The 23,748-nt window shown below is 37.9% G+C and carries 17 protein-coding genes; 9 read left to right on the plus strand and 8 right to left on the minus strand.

Annotated elements, in window-relative coordinates; translation table 11 throughout:
- Positions 1-12: 12 nt before the first annotated feature.
- The 5 genes from QUH73_RS01660 to QUH73_RS01680 form a co-directional block, all read right to left on the minus strand.
- On the minus strand, positions 13-2,586 hold the full coding sequence (locus QUH73_RS01660) for a T9SS type A sorting domain-containing protein (protein WP_289528730.1): 2,574 nt from the start codon (positions 2,584-2,586) through the stop codon (positions 13-15).
- A gap of 270 nt (positions 2,587-2,856) precedes the next feature.
- Positions 2,857-3,852: a succinylglutamate desuccinylase/aspartoacylase family protein gene (locus QUH73_RS01665; RefSeq protein ID WP_289528982.1), complete on the minus strand. Its 996-nt coding sequence runs from the start codon at positions 3,850-3,852 to the stop codon at positions 2,857-2,859.
- Entirely contained in the window at positions 3,842-4,717 is an 876-nt protein-coding gene (gene rimK / locus QUH73_RS01670; RefSeq protein ID WP_289528731.1) for a 30S ribosomal protein S6--L-glutamate ligase, read from the minus strand. The genes QUH73_RS01665 and rimK overlap by 11 nt, the downstream gene beginning before the upstream one ends.
- 30 nt (positions 4,718-4,747) lie before the next feature.
- Positions 4,748-5,200 (minus strand): ATP-dependent zinc protease family protein, encoded by a 453-nt coding sequence (locus QUH73_RS01675; RefSeq protein WP_289528732.1) that lies wholly within the window; start codon positions 5,198-5,200, stop codon positions 4,748-4,750.
- Between the two features lie 248 nt (positions 5,201-5,448).
- A complete protein-coding gene (locus tag QUH73_RS01680) occupies positions 5,449-6,285 on the minus strand; it encodes a mechanosensitive ion channel family protein (RefSeq protein ID WP_289528733.1) in 837 nt (278 codons plus the stop codon).
- A 250-nt stretch (positions 6,286-6,535) separates the two neighbouring features.
- Here QUH73_RS01680 and QUH73_RS01685 point away from each other — a divergent pair, with 250 nt between their 5' ends.
- From QUH73_RS01685 to QUH73_RS01695, 3 genes are all read left to right on the plus strand, one after another.
- The gene (locus QUH73_RS01685) at positions 6,536-7,939 is read left to right on the plus strand and encodes an MATE family efflux transporter (protein ID WP_289528734.1); all 1,404 of its coding nucleotides are present in this window, start codon (positions 6,536-6,538) and stop codon (positions 7,937-7,939) included.
- Positions 7,940-8,088: 149 nt separating this feature from the next.
- Positions 8,089-10,704 (plus strand): T9SS type A sorting domain-containing protein, encoded by a 2,616-nt coding sequence (locus QUH73_RS01690; protein WP_289528735.1) that lies wholly within the window; start codon positions 8,089-8,091, stop codon positions 10,702-10,704.
- A gap of 100 nt (positions 10,705-10,804) precedes the next feature.
- Positions 10,805-11,932, plus strand: a complete 1,128-nt coding sequence (locus QUH73_RS01695) for a lactonase family protein (RefSeq protein WP_289528736.1) — start codon at positions 10,805-10,807, stop codon at positions 11,930-11,932.
- Positions 11,933-12,310: 378 nt separating this feature from the next.
- On the opposite strand, the gene QUH73_RS01700 is transcribed toward QUH73_RS01695, so the two are convergent.
- From QUH73_RS01700 to QUH73_RS01710, 3 genes are all read right to left on the minus strand, one after another.
- Entirely contained in the window at positions 12,311-12,622 is a 312-nt protein-coding gene (locus QUH73_RS01700) for an ASCH domain-containing protein (protein WP_289528737.1), read from the minus strand.
- Between the two features lie 43 nt (positions 12,623-12,665).
- Positions 12,666-13,106, minus strand: a complete 441-nt coding sequence (locus QUH73_RS01705; protein ID WP_289528738.1) for an NUDIX hydrolase — start codon at positions 13,104-13,106, stop codon at positions 12,666-12,668.
- A gap of 124 nt (positions 13,107-13,230) precedes the next feature.
- Positions 13,231-14,679, minus strand: coding sequence for an SDR family oxidoreductase (locus tag QUH73_RS01710; RefSeq protein WP_289528739.1), 1,449 nt, complete (start codon positions 14,677-14,679; stop codon positions 13,231-13,233).
- A 125-nt stretch (positions 14,680-14,804) separates the two neighbouring features.
- Between QUH73_RS01710 and QUH73_RS01715 the strand changes: the two genes are divergently transcribed.
- The 6 genes from QUH73_RS01715 (at position 14,805) to QUH73_RS01740 (ending at position 23,735) form a co-directional block, all read left to right on the plus strand.
- On the plus strand, positions 14,805-15,800 hold the full coding sequence (locus tag QUH73_RS01715; RefSeq protein WP_289528740.1) for a GntR family transcriptional regulator: 996 nt from the start codon (positions 14,805-14,807) through the stop codon (positions 15,798-15,800).
- A gap of 86 nt (positions 15,801-15,886) precedes the next feature.
- Positions 15,887-17,368: a xylulokinase gene (locus tag QUH73_RS01720; RefSeq protein ID WP_289528741.1), complete on the plus strand. Its 1,482-nt coding sequence runs from the start codon at positions 15,887-15,889 to the stop codon at positions 17,366-17,368.
- Between the two features lie 48 nt (positions 17,369-17,416).
- A complete protein-coding gene (gene xylA, locus QUH73_RS01725) occupies positions 17,417-18,742 on the plus strand; it encodes a xylose isomerase (protein ID WP_289528742.1) in 1,326 nt (441 codons plus the stop codon).
- Between the two features lie 59 nt (positions 18,743-18,801).
- A complete protein-coding gene (gene xylE, locus QUH73_RS01730; protein ID WP_289528743.1) occupies positions 18,802-20,409 on the plus strand; it encodes a D-xylose transporter XylE in 1,608 nt (535 codons plus the stop codon).
- A gap of 260 nt (positions 20,410-20,669) precedes the next feature.
- On the plus strand, positions 20,670-22,853 hold the full coding sequence (locus QUH73_RS01735) for a GH92 family glycosyl hydrolase (protein WP_289528744.1): 2,184 nt from the start codon (positions 20,670-20,672) through the stop codon (positions 22,851-22,853).
- A 45-nt stretch (positions 22,854-22,898) separates the two neighbouring features.
- On the plus strand, positions 22,899-23,735 hold the full coding sequence (locus QUH73_RS01740; protein WP_289528745.1) for an endonuclease/exonuclease/phosphatase family protein: 837 nt from the start codon (positions 22,899-22,901) through the stop codon (positions 23,733-23,735).
- Positions 23,736-23,748 lie beyond the last annotated feature (13 nt).

Genomic DNA, 23,748 nt, shown 5'->3' on the forward strand with positions numbered 1-23,748 from the left:
CGTTGTTTTTTCTTAATTGATGATTATTTTTTTACTAATCAGGTTTTTACTTGTTTGAATATTGAGTAAGTAAACTCCTTTCGGAAAAGAATGAACATCAATAATGTGCTTTGTGTTATTTATTTGTTTTTGGTAAATAATCGATCCTTTTAGATTAATCATTCGCAATTGGCTTGGCAGACTATTAGGTAAATTAATACGTAAAAATGTGCTTACGGGATTTGGGTAAACAGCAAAGGCAAAATCTTCTTTCGCAAAATCATCAACATCAGTAATGGGAGTGATATCAATAGTCACTTTTGTTTTAATTGAGTGACCATTGTTGTCGAAGGCACGGTAAGTGAAAAAATCCTTGCCACTGTAGCCCGTATCCGGAATGTACTCAAATGATCCATCTTCCGATAGAAACACAAAGCCGTTTTCGCAGAATTCTGATAGTTCAGAATAGAATGTATTACCGTCAAAATCAAAATCATTGGCTAAGAGTCCATTTGCAGCTTCAATGACAAGATTTTCGTCCTGATTTGTGGAATAGTTATCTGTATATGCGATGGGGTGGTTGTTAAATTCAATCAATCCATCTTTTACAACATAGTATGATTGTTTTTTCACTTCTACATAATTTGTTGGGGTTCCCCAATTCCAAATGAATCGATTATTTCCTTCCAGTAATACATCATTATGGAGAACGCTTAGGGCTATACCGTCAGATATGGCTTCTTCTGTTTCAGGTGTGGCTCTGTCATCATTCATTACCTTTGCATTAGCAGGGTCAGTAACCTGTAATAACGACCATGGAAGATGAATATCAATTGAATCATTTGAAATAATGACAGCATCCAAACTTGATGGAGGTAATTCAGTCCTACGGGTTTTCAAATTTCCAACATACTGAATTTCATAATTTTTGTCATTGTTTTTCCAGCGAACCAAGTTCCAGGGAGCTCCATCAGTAACAGTAGAATGATAAAGCTGTTTGGCTTCTGAAACACCATGCCATATACCAAATAAATCATAGGCTTGGGTAACAAATAATTCTGCAGAATAGTTGGTGATACGCAGAGCAAATTCAGCTCTGTTGGTAATTGTAGTTCCCGAAGGAAGTATTGACTCGCCCAAGTTGGCATCATAGGTGTCAATTGCCATCCAAATCGTATCAATGTTCGAAAGCTCTTTTTCAAGCATCAGGCGAATGTTGAAAAAATCAAAGTCTGCCGCAGTAAGGATTTTTTTAATGGGTTTATCACTACCAAAATCGTCTAATACAGAATATGAAATCTCAGAAGGACGGAATGCAATTAAACCAAAGTTTTGTTCGGCAGCGGTAATGTTGTGCCAAAGTATTCTCGCTTCAGGATTGAAATCGAAAGGATCTGTAATCCATGTTCGTTTGAACCATTCATCCAGCAAGGAAAATTGTATTCCTCCTGCACAACCGGCTTCTTCAATATTATCAAGAAGTCTCAAAAAATTAAGTCCTTGTTCCACCTCTGAACTTCCCCCATGGTTCATTCCATTTGACGAATAATGTGCAATTCCCCAGCTCGAAGGCGTGCCTGTTTCAGCAATTAGCACAGGAAAATTTTTATAATGATTCTTAAGATCGTTGATATAACCCAAATAACTGTTCGGACCTAAAGGATCGGAGTATTGTTTATAGCCGGGATCTTCGCTAATAAAATCAGGATAATATGGGTACGCGTGAAAGCTGGCAAAATAACCCGCAGGTGCTCCATCAAAGTTTAAAGTGGATAAATCCAGTGATTCCTTGTCTTCATCTGTTCCTGTTTCTGTTGGATGTATTAAGGGATCCAGAGTAGGCCAACTGGAGATACTCACAGGGCGTTCCGTGTTATAAGTGTTACGTTCGTATAGTACAAGTTCATTTAAATGTGATGCTGCCCAAACTTCGGATGGAGATGCACTTGCCAACTTAAAAGCTGTACCTGAAAATGAAGTTTGATCGGAATGTTTACTGTTTGTTTCTTGAATTTCTGCCGGATGAATTTCTCTTCCAATAATATAAGACATAAGCCAAGGGGATACATCAACAGTATATAATCCATAAGCCTTTCCAAAGCGGTGATCTATATTGTTATTTCCATGAACACAGTTAACCACATCTTTAATTTCTTTGCTGAATACATCATTTAACTGATGCAAATCATTGGTATACCCACTTAGTTCTTCCTCTAGCCATACACCATGCATTATATACATCGGACTTGCCGGATTCTTGTCGTTAAATTCTTTTAAAGCCTCATAAAAACGAGGATAGTGAAGAGTGTAGACTCTAATACAGTTAAATCCAACATCATGAATATCTGCTATCCATCTGGCATATTGATCTTTGCTTGCAGCCAGTTCGCCAGGGAATGTTCCGGGAATTGAAACACCAAGATTAATCCCTTTAATAAAAAAAGGCACATAGTTTTCTCCATTCCAAACGGTAAAATTTTGTGAGTTTGTTGAGAATGGAACTTGAGTCCTATTTGGATCAGTCTCCTCAGCATGAGAGTACTGCGGTAATGTAAAAAGGATTGTAAAAATACCGATTAGTATAGAAAAGTATTTAATTGGATTCATCTTTTAGTTTTAAAATATTTATTGAAGATGCAAAATAAATTGATGAAATCCGATTTATTGAATGAATGATCTGTGATTGATATGAATAAGTAAGACACTTATTCTGAATGTCTGACTCTTTATTTTAAGGAAGTATCTATTGGTTGGTTTATAGTTTATTAGGAAGTGTAAGTCAGCTGTGATGTTTCAATTTTTGAATTGTTTGTTGTTGAAAGTAATAGACTTTTATAGTTTATTTTTTAAGTTGAATGGAGATTGGTAAAGGGCTTTTTATTCTACCAAATAGTCAGAAGAGATAAGATCAGTATTCAATTTATCCGTTTCAAGACTGACGTGAAACAGAGCATCTCCTTTATGCACCATAGGTGCAGTGTTTACACAAAACACATAACAATCAAACGGAGCAACTACTTTCTTTTCATATCCTCCGTAAGGATCTGTTATTTCGCCCAAAATTTGTTTTTTAACGACCCAACTTCCATTTGTAACCCGTAATTGAAACATGCCCGAATTGGAAGCTCTTAACCATTGAGCTTTAGGAATCACAACGGGAGTTTGTTTTAATTGCAAATCTCCATTCTGTAATCCTAAATATTTCATCACATTCACTGCACCTTCTACACCGCAGCTAATAACATCTTCATCCAGATCATTTGATTTTCCTCCTTCAAAGAGTAGAATTGTTTTTCCCAGATTGCGAATGGTATCGCGAACAGATTTGGAAATGTAATCGGAATTCAAAATAAATGGGGCATTAAAAACCTGTGCAAGTTTCAACGTTTCCTTTTCCTTAATAACACATCGAATTTGAGGAAAATTTGACCTGTCAGCACCACCCGAATGAAAATCGATCACATAATCAACTTTGGGCGCAATTTCTTTTGTAAAACGATACGCAAATTGACTGGCAAGAGAACCATTTAAAAACCCCGGGAACATTCTGTTCAGATCCCTGCCGTCAGGAAATTCTCTGCGGAGATTTAAGAATCCAAATACGTTAAAAACGGGAATGCAGATAATCATTCCCCTTTTTGGTTTGTTGTATTTTTTCCGAATGATATTCCGAACAATGGCAACTCCATTAACTTCATCACCGTGCACACCACCCATTAAAAGCAAGGTAGGGCCATCTTTTTTCGCACGTTCCACAATTACAGGGACCTTAATGGTATTTCGGGTATGTAATTTCGCAACTTCCAATTCTAAGAAAGCACGCTCACCTTTCTGAATTTCTTTACCTAGTATGGTATACTTATCAATCAACATTCCTTTCAATGAATCTAATTATTTGTTTTGCGATGTCCTTTTTGGTTGCTATCTCGATACCTTCCAAACCTGGCGATGAATTTACCTCCAAAACCAAAGGTCCGCTTGCAGATTGCAGCATGTCCACACCAGCAATTCCTAATCCCATTGCCTTTGCTGCTTTTATTGCCGTGTTTTCCTCTTCATCAGTCAATTCAATAATTGTTGCAGAACCTCCCCTGTGAAGGTTAGATCGAAATTCACCTTTTAATGCTTGCCGTTTCATAGCTCCAACCACTCTTCCATCAACAACAAAAGCTCTAATATCAGCACCTTTCGATTCTTTAATAAACTCCTGAGCAATCACACGGGCTTTTAGTCCATTAAATGCCTCAATAACTGAAGTTGCAGCATTTGGAGTTTCGGCTAAAACAACACCTAAACCTTGAGTTCCTTCCAGAAGTTTAAGTACCAGTGGTGTGCCGCCAACCGATTGAATTACATGATTAACATCTTTTGTGTAGTTGGTGAAAACGGTGCGGGGTAAGCCTACACCTGCACGTGAAAGAACCTGTAAGCTTCTTAATTTATCCCGCGATTTTATCAATGCTTCAGAACCAACAGCTGTAAATGTTTTCATCATTTCAAATTGGCGGACTACTGTTGATCCGTAAAAGGTAACAGAGGCACCAATTCTTGGAATTATTGCGTCAACATCCAGCAAGTATGCGCCATCATAGAAGATCTTAGGTTTCTTTTTTTCAATTTCAATAATGCATTTTAAATGATCCACAACAAGTACTTCATGGCCTCTTTTTTCTGCAGCTTCAACCAATCTTTTTGTAGAATATAATTTAGGGTTTCTAGATAAAATAACAATTTTCATAATATGTAATTAACATTTTTTGGATGGATTCTAATTCTCTATTGCTGTTTTTTTTTGCTTCTGCTTGAAAGAAATATTGCGTTTTGAAGTATCAACAATAAATTTTCCATTCAAAAGTTTTCTTCCGATCAATATCGGATATCTCATTTCACTTCGTTCGCTTAAGGAAAGTTCAATAAAGAACTCCTTATCAAATAATATAATAATCGTTTCAATTACAAACCGGGTTTCCGATTTGCCGAAAGAATTTTTGACTCTTTTTCTCTTGTATTTTTTTACTGTAAATTCTTTTTCGTTGTAATCCGGATGGGATGGATCCAAAAGTTTGAATTTTAGGTATCTTTCATGACCGACCTCGTATTCTTCAATTTGATGGCAATGAATAGAAGACGTATATGCACCGGTATCCACTTTTAAATCAATATTTGATAAGTGCAGATCCGGAAAATCAGCCCTGTCAATTTTCCCAATGACTATTTTCATGTAATGTAATTTCATTATTTTTCTTGAGGGGAGGCATCTTAAAATTTTCTAATGTAGGAAATTAATTTTAAATGCTTGTTTCCCTGAATTTATCTTTTATATCTCTTTATGCCAACTTGTAATGGAAATGAAGCAATAGTACAATTATTTCCCACAAGGAGAATCGATACGAATTTGTATTCGTTTTTTCATTTATACTTTTAATTCAGGCAAAACCATGAAAATAGCAAGATGGAGGCAATTTGCAATTAGATTTCCTTTTTAAAATGCACATCTAATTGATTAAAAGGGATAATAATATTATTCTCAATAAATTTCTTATTAATAATTAAACGGATATCACTTTTCACCTTGCCTATTCTAAAGATGTTTTTGCTGAAAAATAACAATTCAAAATCCAATGAAGAGGCGCCAAAATTTACAAGTCGGGCTTCAATCGATTGTCTTTCGTAAATATCGGGATGTTCAAAAGCACTTTCTTCTAAGGTTTTTAATATTAGATCAACATCAGAGCCATAGGCTACCCCCACAGGAATTCGGAAGCGGGTTTTTTTAGATTGATGACTCCAATTAATCACTTTGTTTGTAGTAATTAGTGAGTTGGGAATAATAATCGAAATTTCATCTCTGTCTAAACCTTTTGAGGTTCGTAATCCAATGCTCTGAATTTTAATTATATCTCCATCAATCTCCAATATATCATTAATTTTTATCGATCGTTCCGAGAGGAGGATGATTCCTGATATCATATCATTAAAAGTTTGCTGCAAACCTAAACCTACACCAACCAATAAGGCTGCCGAGCCGGCAATAAGCACAGTTACTTTTATATGTATGGCTTCAAGCATCAAACCAATCGACATGATCCAAACTACATATTTTATGATCTGGAACAGGGCATATGTATTGCCTTCGTCTGTTTTAACAAATTTGTGCTTACGAAAAAGGGTTTTTTTAATTAAAAAAAGACATATTTTAGTCAGTATATAAATCAGTAAGATACTAAGCAAAGTAAATACTGTGATTTTATAATTGTCAATGCTAAAGAGTTGATATTTTAATATCTTATTGATTGATGCAAACATATTTGGTTTTATCTTGAATGTTATTTTATTGAAGAGTTTAATTTCGGAAATAAATTTCGCAAAAGAACTATTATTTTTTTATAATCTGCATATGATTCATGAATATTAAAGATATTAAATTTATTGCTGGAACTTAAAACAAAGAATCTTATGGAATTGTTCGCTGGTTACGCGGAATCTTTTATGCCTTACCGTTGAATAGCATCTGTTTACAAATTTTTAACCTTTTTTTTAATAAAATGGAGTGCAAGTGAGCATTATTGATACTTTTGCATCTCGAAATAAGTTTATGGATAAGAATAGTAAAAATGTTCAGGAGTTGGAGAGTGCAAGTATCAAAAGCTTGCTTTGGAAGTATTTCTTACCAGCTTTTACCGGAGTAGTTATTAATTCATTGTACAATGTAGTCGACCGGATTTTTATTGGTCAAGGTGTTGGTGCAATTGCTTTATCGGGTTTAAGTGCGGTGTTTCCAATCATGTTAATCATGATGGCATTTGGCATGCTTATTGGCATTGGTGCAGGTGTCCGAATTTCTATCAATCTGGGAAAGAAAGATTTGGGCAGAGCCGAATGGGTTTTGGGAAATTCATTTGTTCTCATGATTATCGTTTCAGTTATTATTACTGTAATCGGATTTTTAATAAAGGATCCCTTACTCAGGATGTTTGGAGTTGGAGATGATACCATGTTTGTTGCCAACGAATATCTAAATATTATTCTTTACGGGGCGATTTTTAGCGTTGTAGGCTTTTCTTTAAACAATTTGATCCGTTCCGAAGGAAACGCCAAAATAGCGATGTATTCTATGCTGATTAGTGCCGGTACAAACATCATTCTCGATCCCATCTTTATTTTTGTTTTGGATATGGGCGTTGCAGGAGCCGCTTATGCTACGATTATTTCGCAATTTATTCTATGCATTTGGGTAATTTGGCATTTCAGAAGCGAAAAATCAGTCATAAAACTTCGGTTCTCAAATTTTAAATTGAACCGCGAGATTGTTTTCTATATTTTAACCATAGGTTTTGCTCCCTTCTCGATGCAATTGGCCGGAAGTTTTGTTCAGGCATTATATAATATTCAGTTGGTAGAGTACAGCAACGATATCGCCATAGCAGCAATGGGCGTAATTAACTCTGTTTCCATGCTGATTGTAATGACTGTGGTGGCTCTAAATATGGCAGCTCAACCTATTTTCGGCTTCAATTATGGGGCGCAAAATTACGCCAGAGTTAAAGAATGTCTGATATTGTGCATGAAAGCAGCAACAGGAATTGTGATTGTTGGCTTTCTGGGTGTACAGTTATTTCCCGAACTAATTGTTAAGGCCTTCAATAATTCCAGTGCAGAATTGCTGGATATGGGTTCTTACGGTTTACGGGTTATATTGATCGCGTTACCAGTGGTTGGTTTTCAGGTTGTTGTTGGGAATTATTTTCAGTCCATTGGGAAAGCGGGCATTTCGGCTATGCTAACATTAATGCGTCAGGTTATTTTATTAATCCCAATTCTCTTTATTCTTCCTACTTTTCTTGGTTTAAATGGTGTTTGGTTTGCCGGTCCGATATCCGATATTGGTGCAGCCATTGTGGCGGGAGCCTTCCTGATAAGAGAATTACGAAAGTTAAATCGGAAAATTGAACTTCAATAAAAATAAATTGTACTAGGTTAACTTTTAATACGTTTGAATATACAAATACAGAGAGTTGTGTATTCTAAATAAGTCTCCTATGCATCTTTTTTAGATTTCGATTCCCTGATTTTTTGTAATTTGATGTTTGTATTAAACTGACGGGATCAATGAGGGGCTTCAGGACAATCATATTATTTTTATTTCTTATCCAATCCTTTTATCAGGCTTATTCGCAGGTAAATGTGAACAGACCAAGAGTAGAGTTGGGGAAGGAAAGATTCGATTGGCTAAAGTCGAATATTTCTGGCGGAGATAGCGGCAGTACCTACAATACATTTATAAATAGCTACAACAATAATTGGATTACAGATTCCGATCACTATTTAGCAGGTTCAAATTCAGCACAGTGGACTTACAATTGGACGAATGGTGATTCCTTCATGTTATCTAAAATGACTGCTTTTTTATTGCAGTTAGGAACTGATAATTTGGCTCAGGCGAGGTGTGAATTCATTATTGAGAAATACATCACTTACATCAATGGAATTAATTTCGACAATTATTCAGGAGATACTCAAGAGAATTTGCTTCGCGAAAATTGTGAGTTTGGCGCTATTCTTCTCGATTGGACGTACAATTATATTCCTGTATCGCAGCAGCAAAATTTATCCGTTTCCTTCTATCGCGTTTTGGAGTATTTCATGAACAACTATATTTTAACAGGTTCAGGAAATAGTTATGTGAGCAGTCACAACATAAACAATTGTATCATGACAATGCGTGCAGCCATTGCACTGCACGGAGCCGATGGCCTTTCTTCTACGCAATTGTCTCAAGTAAATTCCTGGTATCAAACTTTGCTTGGGAAGTGGGAAAACGGCATTCTTCCGGCTTTTGCTCACTTTCGTGATGATGATGGCGGATGGAATTGGGGTGCAGCCTACGGAATGATAAATTTACCCAATCAATACCAGCTTTTCGACGATATGAAGTACGGAACCGATCGGGACTATTATCAATCTCAGCCTTGGATTCGGGAGTCGGTCAATCAGTATTGGTATTTTTTTCGTCCGGACAATTATTGCATTCACTTGGGTGATGCCATTGTAAAATTGGATCAGGCAAATCGTGCGATGTATCGTCATGCAGCAGAATATCAAGATGCCCGAAGTCAGTATCTGGTTCAGGTTTTCAATCAATCACAATATCTAAACAATACAATATTGGTTTTTATTAAACTGATGTATAAGGATTTTACAGCTCCTTACGTACCGCATCCCCAGCCACCACTCAATTGGTGGGCCGATAAAACCGGACTGTCGGTGAGCCGTACTTCCTGGAACGAGGATGCGACCATGTTGTGGTTTTACAATGCTCCTGCTAAACGGGCCGATCATGAGCACCGGGATAACAACACATTTACCATTATAAAAAACAAACCTTTGATTTTGGATGCCGGGTTTTACGATTCGTTTGGCACTTCTCATTATAATAATTACTACACGCGAACCATAGCGCACAATTCCATTTGTGTTTACGATGGAACAGAAAGTTATCGAAACTTGGGGCGAAGTGTTTCCAATGACGGAGGACAGATAGAATCGGATAGATTGGAAAATTTAGATGATGTATTTTCTGCTCAGCACAGAAGAGGAAAATGGATTCGTTATGCCTCAGGCACTGATTTTTCCTATCAGGTGGCTGACGCAGCAGATTCTTATCAGGCAAATAAACTGGACCGTTTCGAGCGTCGGTTGCTCTATCACAAACCCGATCGTGTGATTGTTCTGGATCATGTTCACTTGCTGAATACCAGTTCGAAAGTGCGAAAAGCCAAGTACATCAATCACTTTGTAAACAAACCGGATATCAGCGGAAGCGTTACGAATACAAAGGTTGCAAATCATATCATTACCTATAACGGGAAAGATTATAAAGCCACAAATGGCAAGGGGAGTGTTGCGGTTCGAACCTTATTGCCGGAAATTAGTGCGACAACTTTAATAGGTGGCAGCGGATATGAATATTGGGTGGATGGAACCAATTATCCGCCAAACCGAAGTGTTGATTTGGAAGACGAACACCCTGGATTCTGGCGAATTGAAGTAGAACCAATTGCCGTGAAGGAGAACACCGTTTTTTTGCATACGATTAAGATTGGGGATGATTTGAATCCGGCAGTGGCAGGCGGAAAACTTTATTCTAATGAAAGTACCATTGGCGTTGACTGGGAGAATTATTTGTATTTGTTCCAGGCGCAGGGAGATACGGCATCTATATCTTATTCTGTTCAAGACATTGCTGGTGATCGGACAATTAAAATATTTGCTCTCGATTTAAAAAGTAAAACATCTTTTGGAGTATTTGTAGATGATGTTTTAGAGCGCTCAGGAGACACAAATTCGGATGGAATTCTGCAGGTTACAGTGGATTTGCCAAGTGGAAATCACACAATCCTTGTACGTGACACTCTTGCAGCAGATCCCAATCCGGGTACCGATCCCGACCCCGACCCAACACCCGAAGAGCCGGAAAAGGATAATTTGGGCGCAGTAAAAGTTTTTCCCAATCCCAATAAGGGAGAATTCACGATTGTGATTGAAGACAATACGGTAACAGAGTTTCAAGTGGATATTTACGATTCGGAGGGGCGGAAGCTTTCTCAGTACCAAGAGTCGGGCAGCCGAACAGATATGGATTTGAGTAGTTTAACGGCAGGAATCTATTTTTTAGTCATTCATTTTTTGGATAGAACGGTGAAGAAGAAGATTGTAGTGATTTAAAATATTTAGAACCCTTTTGGGTTCAACGAAAAATCCAAATGTTTCTTTATTTCTAATCACGATATTTCCTTATCTTTAGACTTCTTAAAAAACCACATTCATGATCAAACGAAATATTGTACTAATTGCTTCAATTCTACTAATTGCAGCTTGTCAAAACTCTAAACCCAAAACTTCTGTGAATCAAAATACATACTCCTTCTTTCTGGGAACCTATACCGATGGTGATTCCAAAGGAATTTACAAGTTGAAAATGGAAGCAGATGGTCATTTAAAAATGATTGGTTTGGTTGCTGAAACAGCCAATCCTTCGTTTTTGGCTTTTGCGAATAATCAAAAAACACTTTTGTCTATCAACGAGTTGGTGAAGGATAATAACATGGGAAGTGTTGAATCTTATCAAACAGGTGATTCGTTGAAATTGATTAGTTGTAAGCCAAGCGGCGGAGCGCATCCTTGTTTTGTTACTGCAAATGATGCTGGTGTAGTACTAACTGCCAACTACACAGGAGGTAATATTGGGTACTTAAAAGTTGATGAGAATGGAGAATTGTCTGATCTTTTGGATGTGCAGCAACACACCGGTTCAGGAACGGTTGTAAATCGTCAGGATCAGCCACATGCACATAGTGTTTGGTTTCAGCCCAATTCAAATCATATTATTGCAGTCGATTTGGGAACCAATGAGTTGTGGATTTCAAGCATCGATTCTGTCAGCAATCAATTTGTGCCGGCAAATCAGGCAAAAGTTTCTTTGGTTGACGGGGCAGGACCAAGGCATTTGGCTTTTCATCCCAATGGAAAAATATTTTATGTGATTAATGAGCTTGACAATACCATTACTGGTTTTTCAATTTCAGATCATGAAGAAGTTAGTATGATTGGGAATGTAAGTACTTTGCCAGCCGATTTCGATGGAGTAAGTAATCCTGCTGATATACATATCTCTAAGGACGGTAAATTTTTATACGGATCGAACCGGGGACACAACAGCATTGTTATTTTCAAAGTACAGGAAAACGGAGCTTTAAAATTGGTTGGGCACGAATCCACACGTGGCGATCATCCCCGTAATTTCAGCTTATCACCCGACGATAAATTTCTGCTGGTTGCCAACAAAAATACCAACAATATCGTGAGTTTTAAAAGAGATTCTGTAACCGGAAAGCTAACTTTCGTTGATGAAATAAAAGCGCCCAGTCCGGTTTGTATTCTATTTCAGCAATAGCTCCTGCAAAAAATAAGTTAAAATTTGAACTTTATTGCGGCGAAATAGTAGACTGTTTAGAATATCAGCTTGTATTCAGGAATGCCTTTACTATTTTGTCGGGACTGCCCGCCCGATTTGCTGAGAGTCATTCCGAAGTGGGGGACTGTCCGCCCGATTTGCTGAGAGTTATTCCGAAGTAGGGGATTGCCCGCCCGATTTGCGGAGAGTTATTCCGAAGTGGTGGACTGCCCGCCCGATTTGCAGAGAATTATTCCCAGGTGGTGTATTGCCCGCCCAAAAAGGTGAAGCTTCGCCCGTCAATAAATATGGCTAATTCTAAGAAACCTCACCCAAAAAAGTTGAGATATGAAGGTTTTTAAAACTGAATTCCCAGCTTTAAATAACAACACGTTTAAACTCAACTAACATCAGTAAATCCGATTTTTGCAGATCAGGGTAGAAGGTAAGTAAAGTATACCACAGTTCATCTTTCGATTTAAAGCCGTCTTTGTGTGCCTCTTCCAAACTCATTTCATCAAAGCTTTTGTGCGAAACAGCGGTGATTTCAATGGGAATTGATTTTCCATGATCAAAAATTGCTGTACCAGGTCCCAATTCCGGAATTGGTTCATCGATTCGGGCCGTTTGCGTTTTACTTCCTTTAAGAACCGGGATGTAAAAATCTTCGTGAAAATGAATTTGAGACATGGCTTTTATTGTTGTCGTTTTTGTAAATCAAATAATTCTGAAATTAAACTGTCTGGATCTTATTCAAAAACTCTTTTACTCTCTCAAAAACTAAATTTTGAATGTCGGTATAGGTCAGTTCTTTGGGTAAATTTCTGAAAAACCTGACTTCTGCAATTTCCATTTCGGGTAATTTCCCCAATTGTTGGATGTTGGCAAAGAAGATTCTGCCGGATTTTATTTCTCCCTGCCAATCGCAGGAATAATCGCAGACCGTACGCAGACTAAAATGAGTAGCTCCTGTTTCTTCATACAATTCTCTTTTTGCCGCAGCTAAGGCCGATTCATCCTTTTCAATATGTCCGGCAGGCATTTCCCAGGTTTCCCGCAGGCGATGGCGCACAAATACCCATTTGTTCTGATACTGAGAACAGATAATAGAATATTTTAATTCTTCACCGGGAACGGTGAATGCATCTAAAAATTTAACAATGGGCTGGTTCATTTTGTTATGGAAAAATAAGTTTGTGTTGCTAAACTGTAACCGATCAAAAATTAAGTGAAGATATTGATTTTTCAACAAAAAAATGAACTTATTCCGAGGTCGATTTTCCTTTGTGGTTAATTCTTTAATCGGTTTTCCGGTAATTAATAATCCCCTTTACCATTCCTCTAAAAATAAAAAGATGAAATGGATAACTCAAAATCCAATACAATCGTCCCATGATTCCTTTGGGGCGAAACGTCGCTTTTTGGGAGATGAAATTTTCATCATTTTTTCTGTCAATTGTGAATTCGAGCCAGGCTTCACCGGGCAAAACCATTTCGGCATACAACAAGAGCCTTCCACCTTCTTTATCGGCAAGCAGAACACGCCAAAAGTCAAGAGAATCACCCATTTCAATTTCAGTAGGATGTCTTCGTCCTCTGTTTAAACCAACACCGCCAAAAAGTTTATCGAGCAAGCCACGTAAATGCCAAAGCCAATTGCCGTAATACCAACCTCTGTCGCCACCTAGAGCCCAAACATTCTCAATTACCTGTTCCGGATTATTGGTGAATTGATAACGCTTGTTATCGGTATAACATCCAAAATCAGGTGGTTCTACATATTTCATTTTATCATTGGTCAGAATGCCGCTGCTCAAAGCATCTGTCCACGAAGAGATCACCATTTGCTGTTTAATTTTTCCGGTTGCCCGCTCTATGGCTTCTTTGTAGGGCATTAAAGTAATTTGCAGCGTTGATGCCAGATTATTCGGACGGCAAATTACTTCAATTTTCATACTGTCGACCAGATTTAAGGCCAGATTATAGGATGTGGAAGTGATGAAATACAACCAATAGGAAGATAGGCGGGGAGTCATTACCGGAAGGGTGGTGATGATTCTTGGCAGCTTTCTAACTTCGGCATATTGCTGCAGCATTTCTTTATAGCTCAACACCTCAGGACCACCAATGTCAAAAGTTTGGTTCAGGCATTCATCGTGATCAATAACCTTGGTTAAAAAATCAATAACGTTTCGGATTGCAATGGGTTGACATTTTGTGAGTAACCATCTGGGCGCTGTCATAATGGCTAGTTTTTCAACTAAATCTCTAATAATTTCAAATGAAGCACTTCCCGAGCCAACAATAATTCCAGCTCGTAAAATGGTGTGATAACTTTTGCTTTTTTTTAGAATGTCTTCCACCAGTTTTCTTGATTCAAGGTGTTTCGATAAAATTTCCACATTGGCGATCCCACTTAAATAGATAATTTGCCTGTTTTGTGTTTTATCGATGAATTCTACAAAGTTTCGTGCGCAGGTTTTCTCCAATTTTTCAAATCCATCGGTACTGTGAAGCATGGAATGAATCAAATAGTAGCTCACCTCAATATCCACTGGTAGTTTGCCCAAAGATTGTAAATCCAATAAATCGGCTTCGAAGATTTCCAAATTGGGATGATCAATTTCTTGTGGTGAGAAGCGTTCCTTATTACGAACACAGCAAACAACATTATGCCCTTGCTCAAGCAGAACGGGTAGTAATCGTTTCCCTATATAACCATTGGCTCCTGTAAGTAGTATTTTCATTTAGAAATGAATTTGTAGGATTAGAAGTATCAATTTACTAAATAATAAGCTCAGTTTTTACCGATTAAAAATTTATTTATACATTTGAGCCATAACAGAACAGAACACTTGAACCGATAATACGCATGAAAGCATTTCAATTTACTCCGGACAGTAACTCTCCAACACCAAAATTTCAACAATTAATTCAAGCATTTCAGGATGCGATCAGTCAAAAAATATTCCAGCCAGGCGATGTATTGCCCTCGGTAAATGAGATGTGCCGTGAGTGTTCTCTATCCAGAGATACTGTATTTAAGGCATATGCTGAATTGAAGAAAAGGAATGTGATTGAATCTGTTCCGAATAAAGGATATTTTGTTTCGGGTGAAATAACCAGAGTGTTTTTGTTTTTGGATACTTTTAAAGCGTACAAAGAGGTTTTATACGATAGTTTTAGAAAGAAATTAGCAGATAATGTAATTGTGGATCTTCATTTTCATCATTACAATATCGATGTATTTAAATCTCAGATTCGAGAGAGTATTGGCAAGTACAGCAAATACATTATCATGAATTTTGATCATCCCAAAGTGGCAGCTTGTTTGAAGCAGTTGGATCCAAAGAATGTAATGATTATTGATTGGAATATTAAGGCTGATGATCAGCATTCTCAGATCTTTCAGGACTTTGGGGAGTCTGTTCTTACTTCTCTTCAGTCTGGTTTGGAGGAGATAAAGAAATACAAAGAGTTTAGTATGATTTACCCGGATTATACTTATCATCCATACGACACCGTTGAGTTCTTTCTGCGTTTTTGCAAACAAAACAAGATAAAACATTCCATTTATACTGATATTGATTCCATCGAGGTGAAAAAGGGCGCGGCTTATTTCTCGGTTAGTGATCGGGCAATGGCTAAGATTCTGGATAAAGCAAGAGAGAAAAACTTGGAATTTGGCGTAGATATAGGACTTGTTTCTTACAATGAGACACCAATGAAAAAGTATATCGACAAAGGAATTACTGTAATATCAACAGATTTTGATCTAATGGGCAAAAAGGTTGCAGAGTTCGTAACAACATCTGAACGAGTGTATTATTGTGTCCCAACTCAACTCGTAATGAGAAAATCTTTATAGTTTTTTAAAAATGTTTTTTTATTTAAAAAACATTTCTAAATTTGCATCAGAACAGAACAGGGCAGAACGGTAAAAAAGAATAGAAAATGTATTTATTAGGATTAGATATAGGAAGTTCCTCAGTTAAAGCATCATTATTGGATGCTGAGAGCAGCAAATGTTTGGCTGCTGATTTTTTTCCCAAAAAGGAAATGGAAATTACGGCACATGAAATTGGTTGGGCCGAGCAAGATCCTGAAATGTGGTGGAGTAATCTAAAGCAGGCAATCAAAAGTGTAATGCAAACTGCAAATGTGGATGGGGAAATGGTTAAAGCCATTGGTATTTCTTATCAGATGCATGGTTTGGTTTGTGTTGATAAAGATTTGAAGCCGGTTCGTTCTTCTATTATTTGGTGCGACAGCAGAGCCGTTGAAATTGGCGATAAGGCTTTTGCCAGTATTGGAAAAGATAAATGTTTGTCGCATTTGCTGAATTCACCTGGAAATTTTACAGCCAGTAAATTGGCTTGGGTAAAAGAGAATGAGCCTGAAACATTTGCGAAAATTCACAAAATAATGTTGCCAGGAGATTTTATTGCGATGCAATTAACCGGAGAAACCTGCACTACTGTTTCAGGTTTGTCGGAAGGAATTTTCTGGGATTTCAAAAACAATTCGGTTTCGGAAGATGTACTGAAAGCCTATGGTTTATCGGCAGATGTATTGCCAAAAATTGTTGATACTTTCTCAAATCAGGGACAAGTGCTTCCTGAAATTGCTAAGGAATTAGGTTTTTCAAGTAGTGCGGTAGTTTCTTATCGTGCAGGAGATCAGCCAAACAATGCATTGTCTTTAAATGTATTGAAACCAGGAGAGGTAGCCACTACAGCAGGAACTTCGGGTGTGGTTTATGGTGTTAGCGATGAGGTGAAGTTTGATCCTTATTCAAGAGTAAATTCATTTGCTCATGTAAACCATACTAAGGAAGACAATCGTCTTGGAATTTTGTTGTGCATTAATGGAACCGGAATTATGAATTCATGGTTGAATCATAATGTGGCGAAAGGATTGTCTTATGCAGAAATGAACGAAAAGGCCATGGAGATTCCTGTTGGATCGGATGGCATTACTATTCTGCCGTTTGGTAATGGTGCAGAGCGTGTTTTGAAGAATCGCGAAATAGGTGCTCAAATTTTGAATCTAAACTTGAACCGACATACAGATGCTCACATTTACAGAGCAGCACAAGAGGGAATCGCATTTTCATTCTATTATGGAATGGAAGTAATGAAGGAAATCGGCGTACAGCCAAATGTAATTCGTGCCGGACATGCAAACATGTTTTTGAGTCCCTTGTTTAGAGAAACCTTAGCGACCGTATCAGGAGCAACCATTGAATTGTACGATACCGATGGTTCTTTGGGGGCCGCAAGAGGGGCAGGATTTGGTGCAGGCATCTATTCTTCATTGGAAGAAGCTTTCGCAGGATTGGAGAAAATTAGTACAATCAAGCCTGACGAAAACCTTCGTGAAGAAATGTTGAAGGCATATGATCGCTGGAACAAGGAATTGCAAAAGAATTTATAGTAGTAGATAGCTAATAAACAGATTGATAATTTAATAAGAAAGAACATCATGACTATTCTAAAAGGAGACAAAGAGTATTTTCCTGGAATTGGTAAGATTGCTTACGAAGGACCGGAATCAAAAAATCCTATGGCATATAAGTGGTACGATGAGAACCGCGTTGTTGCAGGTAAAACTATGAAAGATCATTTGCGTTTTGCAGTGGCTTACTGGCATACTTTCTGTGGCGATGGCGGAGATCCATTCGGACCTGGAACTCAAAAATTTCCTTGGGGAAATGAAGCTGATGCAATTAGTGCTGCTAAATCGAAAATGGATGCAGCTTTCGAATTCATTACAAAATTAGGTGTACCATTCTATTGTTTCCACGATACTGATGTTGTAGGAGAAGGATCTGTTTTCGAAATTGAGAAGAGAATGACTACTATGGTTGACTATGCGAAGCAAAAGCAAGCAGACTCAGGCGTTAAGTTATTGTGGGGTACAGCAAATGTATTTTCGAATGCCCGTTACATGAATGGTGCTTCTACCAATCCTGATTTTAGTGTTGTTGCCAACGCGGGAACTCAGGTTAAAAATGCATTGGATGCTACTATTGCTTTGGGTGGTACAGGTTACGTATTTTGGGGAGGTCGTGAAGGTTATATGTCTCTTTTCAATACTGACATGAAACAGGAGTTGGATCATATGGCAAGATTCCTGACTATGGCCCGTGATTACGGTCGTAAAAATGGTTTCGAGGGAACTTTCCTTATTGAGCCTAAGCCAATGGAGCCAATGAAACACCAGTACGATTTCGATACTGCAACCGTAATGGGTTTCTTAAACAAATATGGTTTGGCTGATGATTTCAAAATGAATATCGAAGTGAATCATGCTACTTTGGCTGGTCATACTTTCGAGCACGAATTGCAAACTGCAGTTAATAACAACATGTTGGGTAGTATCGATGCAAACAAAGGTGATTACCAAAACGGATGGGATACTGATGAATTCCCAACCAGCATTTATGAAACTGTTGCGGCTATGCTGCCAATTCTAGAGAATGGCGGATTTACTCACGGAGGTATCAACTTTGATGCGAAAACTAGACGTAATTCAACTGATTTAGAAGATATTTTCATGGCTCACATTGGTGGAATGGATGTGTTTGCCCGTGCTTTGGTTATTGCTGATAAAATCAGAACTGAATCTCCATACCTGCAAATCAAGAAAGACCGTTATTCTTCTTTCGAATCAGGAAATGGAAAAGCGTTTGCTAACGGCGACCTTTCTTTAGAAGACCTTAGAAAGATTGCAAAAGAAGTTGGGGAACCAAAACAATTAAGTGGAAAACAAGAAATGTTAGAGCAGTTAATTAACTGGTATATTTAAATAAATCTTATAAACTCCCGTAAGTTCGATTGCGGGAGTTTATTCTAATTTTCAAATCCATGTCTCAAGCCCAAACTCAGGGAAGTAATTCGTTTATCTTAACCATCACCTTAGTGGCAACACTTGGGGGATTGTTGTTTGGTTACGATACTGCCGTAATTAATGGTGCCATTGAAGCACTAAAAGTATTTTTTGTTACTCCATTAGAATCTGATCATGCTCTTGCACTGCAGGTTATTGGAGAATATAAGATTATCATTTCTTTATGTTTTGTAGTTGTTTCCTTACTGGTTTCCAGCTTCATGTTTCGTATGTATGGAAAGAAAAAAGGAATGATATACAGTGGAATTGTAATTGTTGCAGGAATCATAATCTGGTACACTCAGTTCTGGGTATCTGTAAACGAAATTTCTGAAAATACCTTAAATTCGATTAATGGTTTTACGATTTCGAGTGCTATTATAGGTTGTATTATTGGAGGTTCTATTGGCGGATATGTTAGTCAGAATATTGGTAGAAAAAGAGGTTTAGTTCTTGCTGCAGTTCTGTTTATCATTTCTGCAATTGGTTCGGCAATGCCTGAAATTATGAATATTTTCGGAGCCGGAACCATCACTTCATTTATTTTTTACCGTATTATTGGTGGTATGGGTGTAGGAATAGCCTCAATGCTTTCTCCTATGTATATTGCCGAAATTGCACCTGCAAACATTCGTGGTAAATTGGTTTCATGGAATCAGTTTGCAATCATCTTTGGTATGTTGGTGGTTTATTTTGTGAATTACATTATTGCTTCAAGTGGTGATGATGGTTGGTTAAATGAAATAGGATGGAGATACATGTTTGCATCTGAAACCATTCCTGCAATTATCTTTTTGGTATTGCTGTATTTCGTTCCTGAAACTCCCCGGTTTCTAATTATGAAATCGAGAGAAGAGGAAGCAAAAACTCTTTTAAATAAGATTGTTGGTTCGGAAAAAGCTCCGGGTCTGTTAGTAGATATTAAAGAGTCATTAAAAGAAAATAACGCTCCATGGTTAACTTTTGGAGGATTAATTATAGTTATAGGAATATTATTATCTGTATTCCAGCAATTTGTAGGTATCAATGTGGTGTTGTATTATGCATCCGAGATTTTCAGAAATATGGGAAGCGATACCGATACTTCTTTACTTCAAACCATTTTGGTTGGGGCAATTAACCTGATCTTTACTGTATTGGCAATTTATACTGTTGATAGGTTTGGACGTAAGCCGTTAATGATAATTGGCGGTATTGGTATGGGAATCTGCATGTTCGCATTGGGTTTTGCCTTCTATTTTAATCAGTTGGGTTTGGTTGCTTTGTTCGCCATGTTAGGATATGTTGCCTTTTTTGCAATGTCGTGGGGACCGGTTACCTGGGTGTTGTTATCAGAGATTTTCCCGAATTCAATTCGTAGTGCCATGTCGATGGCAGTTGCGGCTCAGTGGATTGCAAACATGATTGTTTCATGGACTTTCCCAATGATGAATGACAACTCTTGGTTGACCAATCAGTTTAATCACGGATTTACCTATTGGATTTATGGTGGTATGGGATTATTATCAGCATTGTTCGTATGGAAAGTAGTTCCTGAAACCAAAGGAAAAACTTTGGAAGAAATGGGACGCTTGTGGAAAAAATAATTTTAAAATAGTTAGTTAGTAGTTGTACATGTTATATCCATTATCGCTAATTAATAGATAAGTTGGTGGGTTTTATTGGTTTAAGATAATGGATAATGTAAAAGGATCGGCTGTGGCCGATCCTTTTTTTATTCTTGTTTAATTAAAGCATTAGAGGATGTTGTTCTTTTCCGTATATTTGACGGCATAATCTCCAAAAGCCAAATTTCCATATTGTTTCTGATCTTGTGAAAAATCAGAAATTCAAATTAGTAGAAAATATGAGATTATTAGCCACTTGTTGGGCAATGATTTGTCTTTTTGCATGTAGTGAAAAGAATGTTGAAAGCGAGAACAAGCTTACTGCTTACGTAAACAATTTTGTCGGGACCGATGGTCCGGGTAATACTTATCCGGGGGCAGTTGCTCCTTTTGGAATGGTTCAGTTGAGTCCTGATAACGGTTTGCCCGGATGGGACAGAATAGCAGGTTATTTTTGGCCTGATTCTACCATTGCTGGATTTAGTCACACACATTTATCGGGAACCGGAGCGGGAGATTTGTACGATTTGTTGTTCATGCCAATGAACAGCCGTTTTACTGAAAGTTTAACTCCTGAAGGCGATTACCGTCCCTATTCTAAATTTTCTCACAACAGAGAGGAAGCATCACCCGGATATTACAAAGTTGATTTGTTAAGCTCCGGCATTGTTGCAGAATTAACTGCCACCAAGCGGGTGGGATTTCATCGCTATACTTTTTCCGAAGATGAAAAATCGCAAATTATCCTGGATTTAGGATTCAGAATGAATTGGGACAATCCGTATGCGACACAAATTACCATCGAAAATGATTCTACCATTTCCGGATATCGGAAATCCAATGGATGGGCCAGAGATCAGCATGTGTATTTTGTAGCTCAGTTCTCCAAAGCTTTTAAAAGTGCTGATTTGTTCGAAGCCGGAAAAAAATCAGTAAACAGTGAAGTGAAGGGTGCAAAAACCAGGATTGTTGCTCATTTTACAACTACGGAAAAGGAACAAATATTGGTAAAGGTGGCTTTGTCATCGGCTTCGGTAGAAGGTGCAAAGAAAAATCTGAAGGCTGAACTGCCGGCATGGGATTTTGAAGCTGCAGTTAAGAGCGCCGATCGGGAATGGCAGAAAGTACTTTCACAGATTGAAATTACCGGATCGGAAGTTCAGAAGGAGATATTCTACACCAATTTGTACCATTTGTATTTGACACCATCCTTGCTTTCGGATGTTGATGGAATGCACAAAGGAGCAGATGGAAAGAATCACAAAGCCGAAGGATTTGATCGTTACGATACCTTTTCCTTGTGGGATACCTACCGCACGGCTCACCCTTTGTATACTATTTTGTGTCCTGATAAAGTGGAAGATTTCATCAAATCATTTTTGGCTCACTACGATGAAACAGGCTTGCTGCCGGTTTGGTCGTTGGCAGGAAACGAAACCAACATGATGATAGGTTACCATGCCGTACCGGTAATTGTTGATGCGTATTTCAAAGGAATTGAAATGGATGCTGAGAAAGCTTACACTGCTTGTAAAGAATCAGCCATGGAAAAAGGCAGACAGATTGATGAGTACATGAAATTAGGATACGTTCCTGCCGATGCAGAAGGGGAGAACTGGTCGGTTTCCAAGACACTGGAATATGCTTACGATGATTGGTGCATTGCTCAGTTTGCAAAAGCATTGAACAAGGAAGATGATTGCCAATATTTTTTGAAGCGTGGTGAGAACTGGAAGAATTTGTATGATCCGAAATCAACTTTCTTCCGTCCGAAAGATGAGCATGGCAATTTCATTCCCATTTTTGTTGCAAAAAATTACACCAATTACTATTGTGAGAGCAATGCATGGCAGTACTTCTGGTATGTGCCGCAAGATATTCCTGAATTTATCGCCACAGTGGGTAAGGATAAGTTCACTGCCAAGTTGGACTCTATGTTCACCTACTATCCGGCAACGACCGACGACCTGCCTATTTTTAGTACGGGAATGATTGGTCAGTATGCACATGGCAATGAACCTAGTCATCATGTGGCTTACCTTTTTAACCATATCGGTCAGCCGGAAAAAACACAGGAAATGGTACGCCGAATAATTACTTCTCAATACACAAACAAGCCTGATGGGTATTGCGGGAATGAGGATTGCGGGCAAATGTCAGCTTGGTTGGTGATGTCTTCGCTGGGGATTTACCCAACAAATCCGGCCAACGGAATTTACGATTTAACTTCTCCATCGGTTGAAAAGGGTGTAATTCATTTGCCTAAGGGAAAAACATTTACCATTTCTACGGAGAATCAGGGGGAGCAAAATCATTACATTCAGGCTGTATATCTCAATGGTGAAGAATACAAAGAGCTTACAATTACTCACCAACAGCTGATGCAGGGTGGTGAGTTGAAGTTTGTTTTGGGTGCTCAATAGTAAAACCTGTAAATTGAAATTGTAACACAATTAATAAAAACAATAATGAAAAATTATTTCTTCTTATTGCTGGTTTTGTTTGCATTTGGATGCACAGAACAAGAACAGACACAAACATTCATGACTTACAATTTGCGCTATAACAATCCCGGTGATGGGGTGAATTGTTGGGACGCAAGAAAAGCCAATGTTGTTGGTTTGATTACTAAATATCAACCTGATGTTTTTGGTACGCAGGAAGGCTTGAACGGTCAGATTACTTATTTGGACAGTGCGCTGACGGATTATTCATATGTTGGAGTGGGGCGCGATGACGGAAAACAAAAAGGTGAGTACTGTGCTGTTTTTTACAAGCCGGCAAAATATGAAGTAGTTAAGCAGGCAACTTTTTGGCTGTCGGAAACTCCGGAAGAAGTATCGGTAGGATGGGATGCAGCTTTGGAACGTATTTGTACCTATTTGCTTTTGGAAAACAAACAAAGCGGGGAGCGGTTTTATGTATTCAACACTCATTTCGATCATATAGGCGAATTGGCCCGACTGAACAGTTCTAAATTGATTTACAGTAAAATTACCGAGCACAATCCAGAAAAATATCCTTGTGTTTTAATGGGTGATTTGAATCTGACTCCTGAAACTGCAGCCATTCAATATTTAAGTGAGGTATTGGATGAAACAAAAAGTTTGGCTGGCGAAAATTGCTCAGGTCCACAGGGAAGCTTTAATGGTTTTAAACATACCGAACCGGTTACTGATCGAATCGATTATATATTTATCAGCAAAGGCGATGGGGTAGTGAATCAGTTTAAAATTATTGATGATCAGGTAGAGGGAAGATATCCTTCTGATCATTTGCCTGTTTTTGTTGAAGTAGTGTTGTAAATTACTGTAGATA

The sequence above is a fragment of the Labilibaculum sp. K2S genome, assembly GCF_030372765.1.
Taxonomy (GTDB): domain Bacteria; phylum Bacteroidota; class Bacteroidia; order Bacteroidales; family Marinifilaceae; genus Labilibaculum.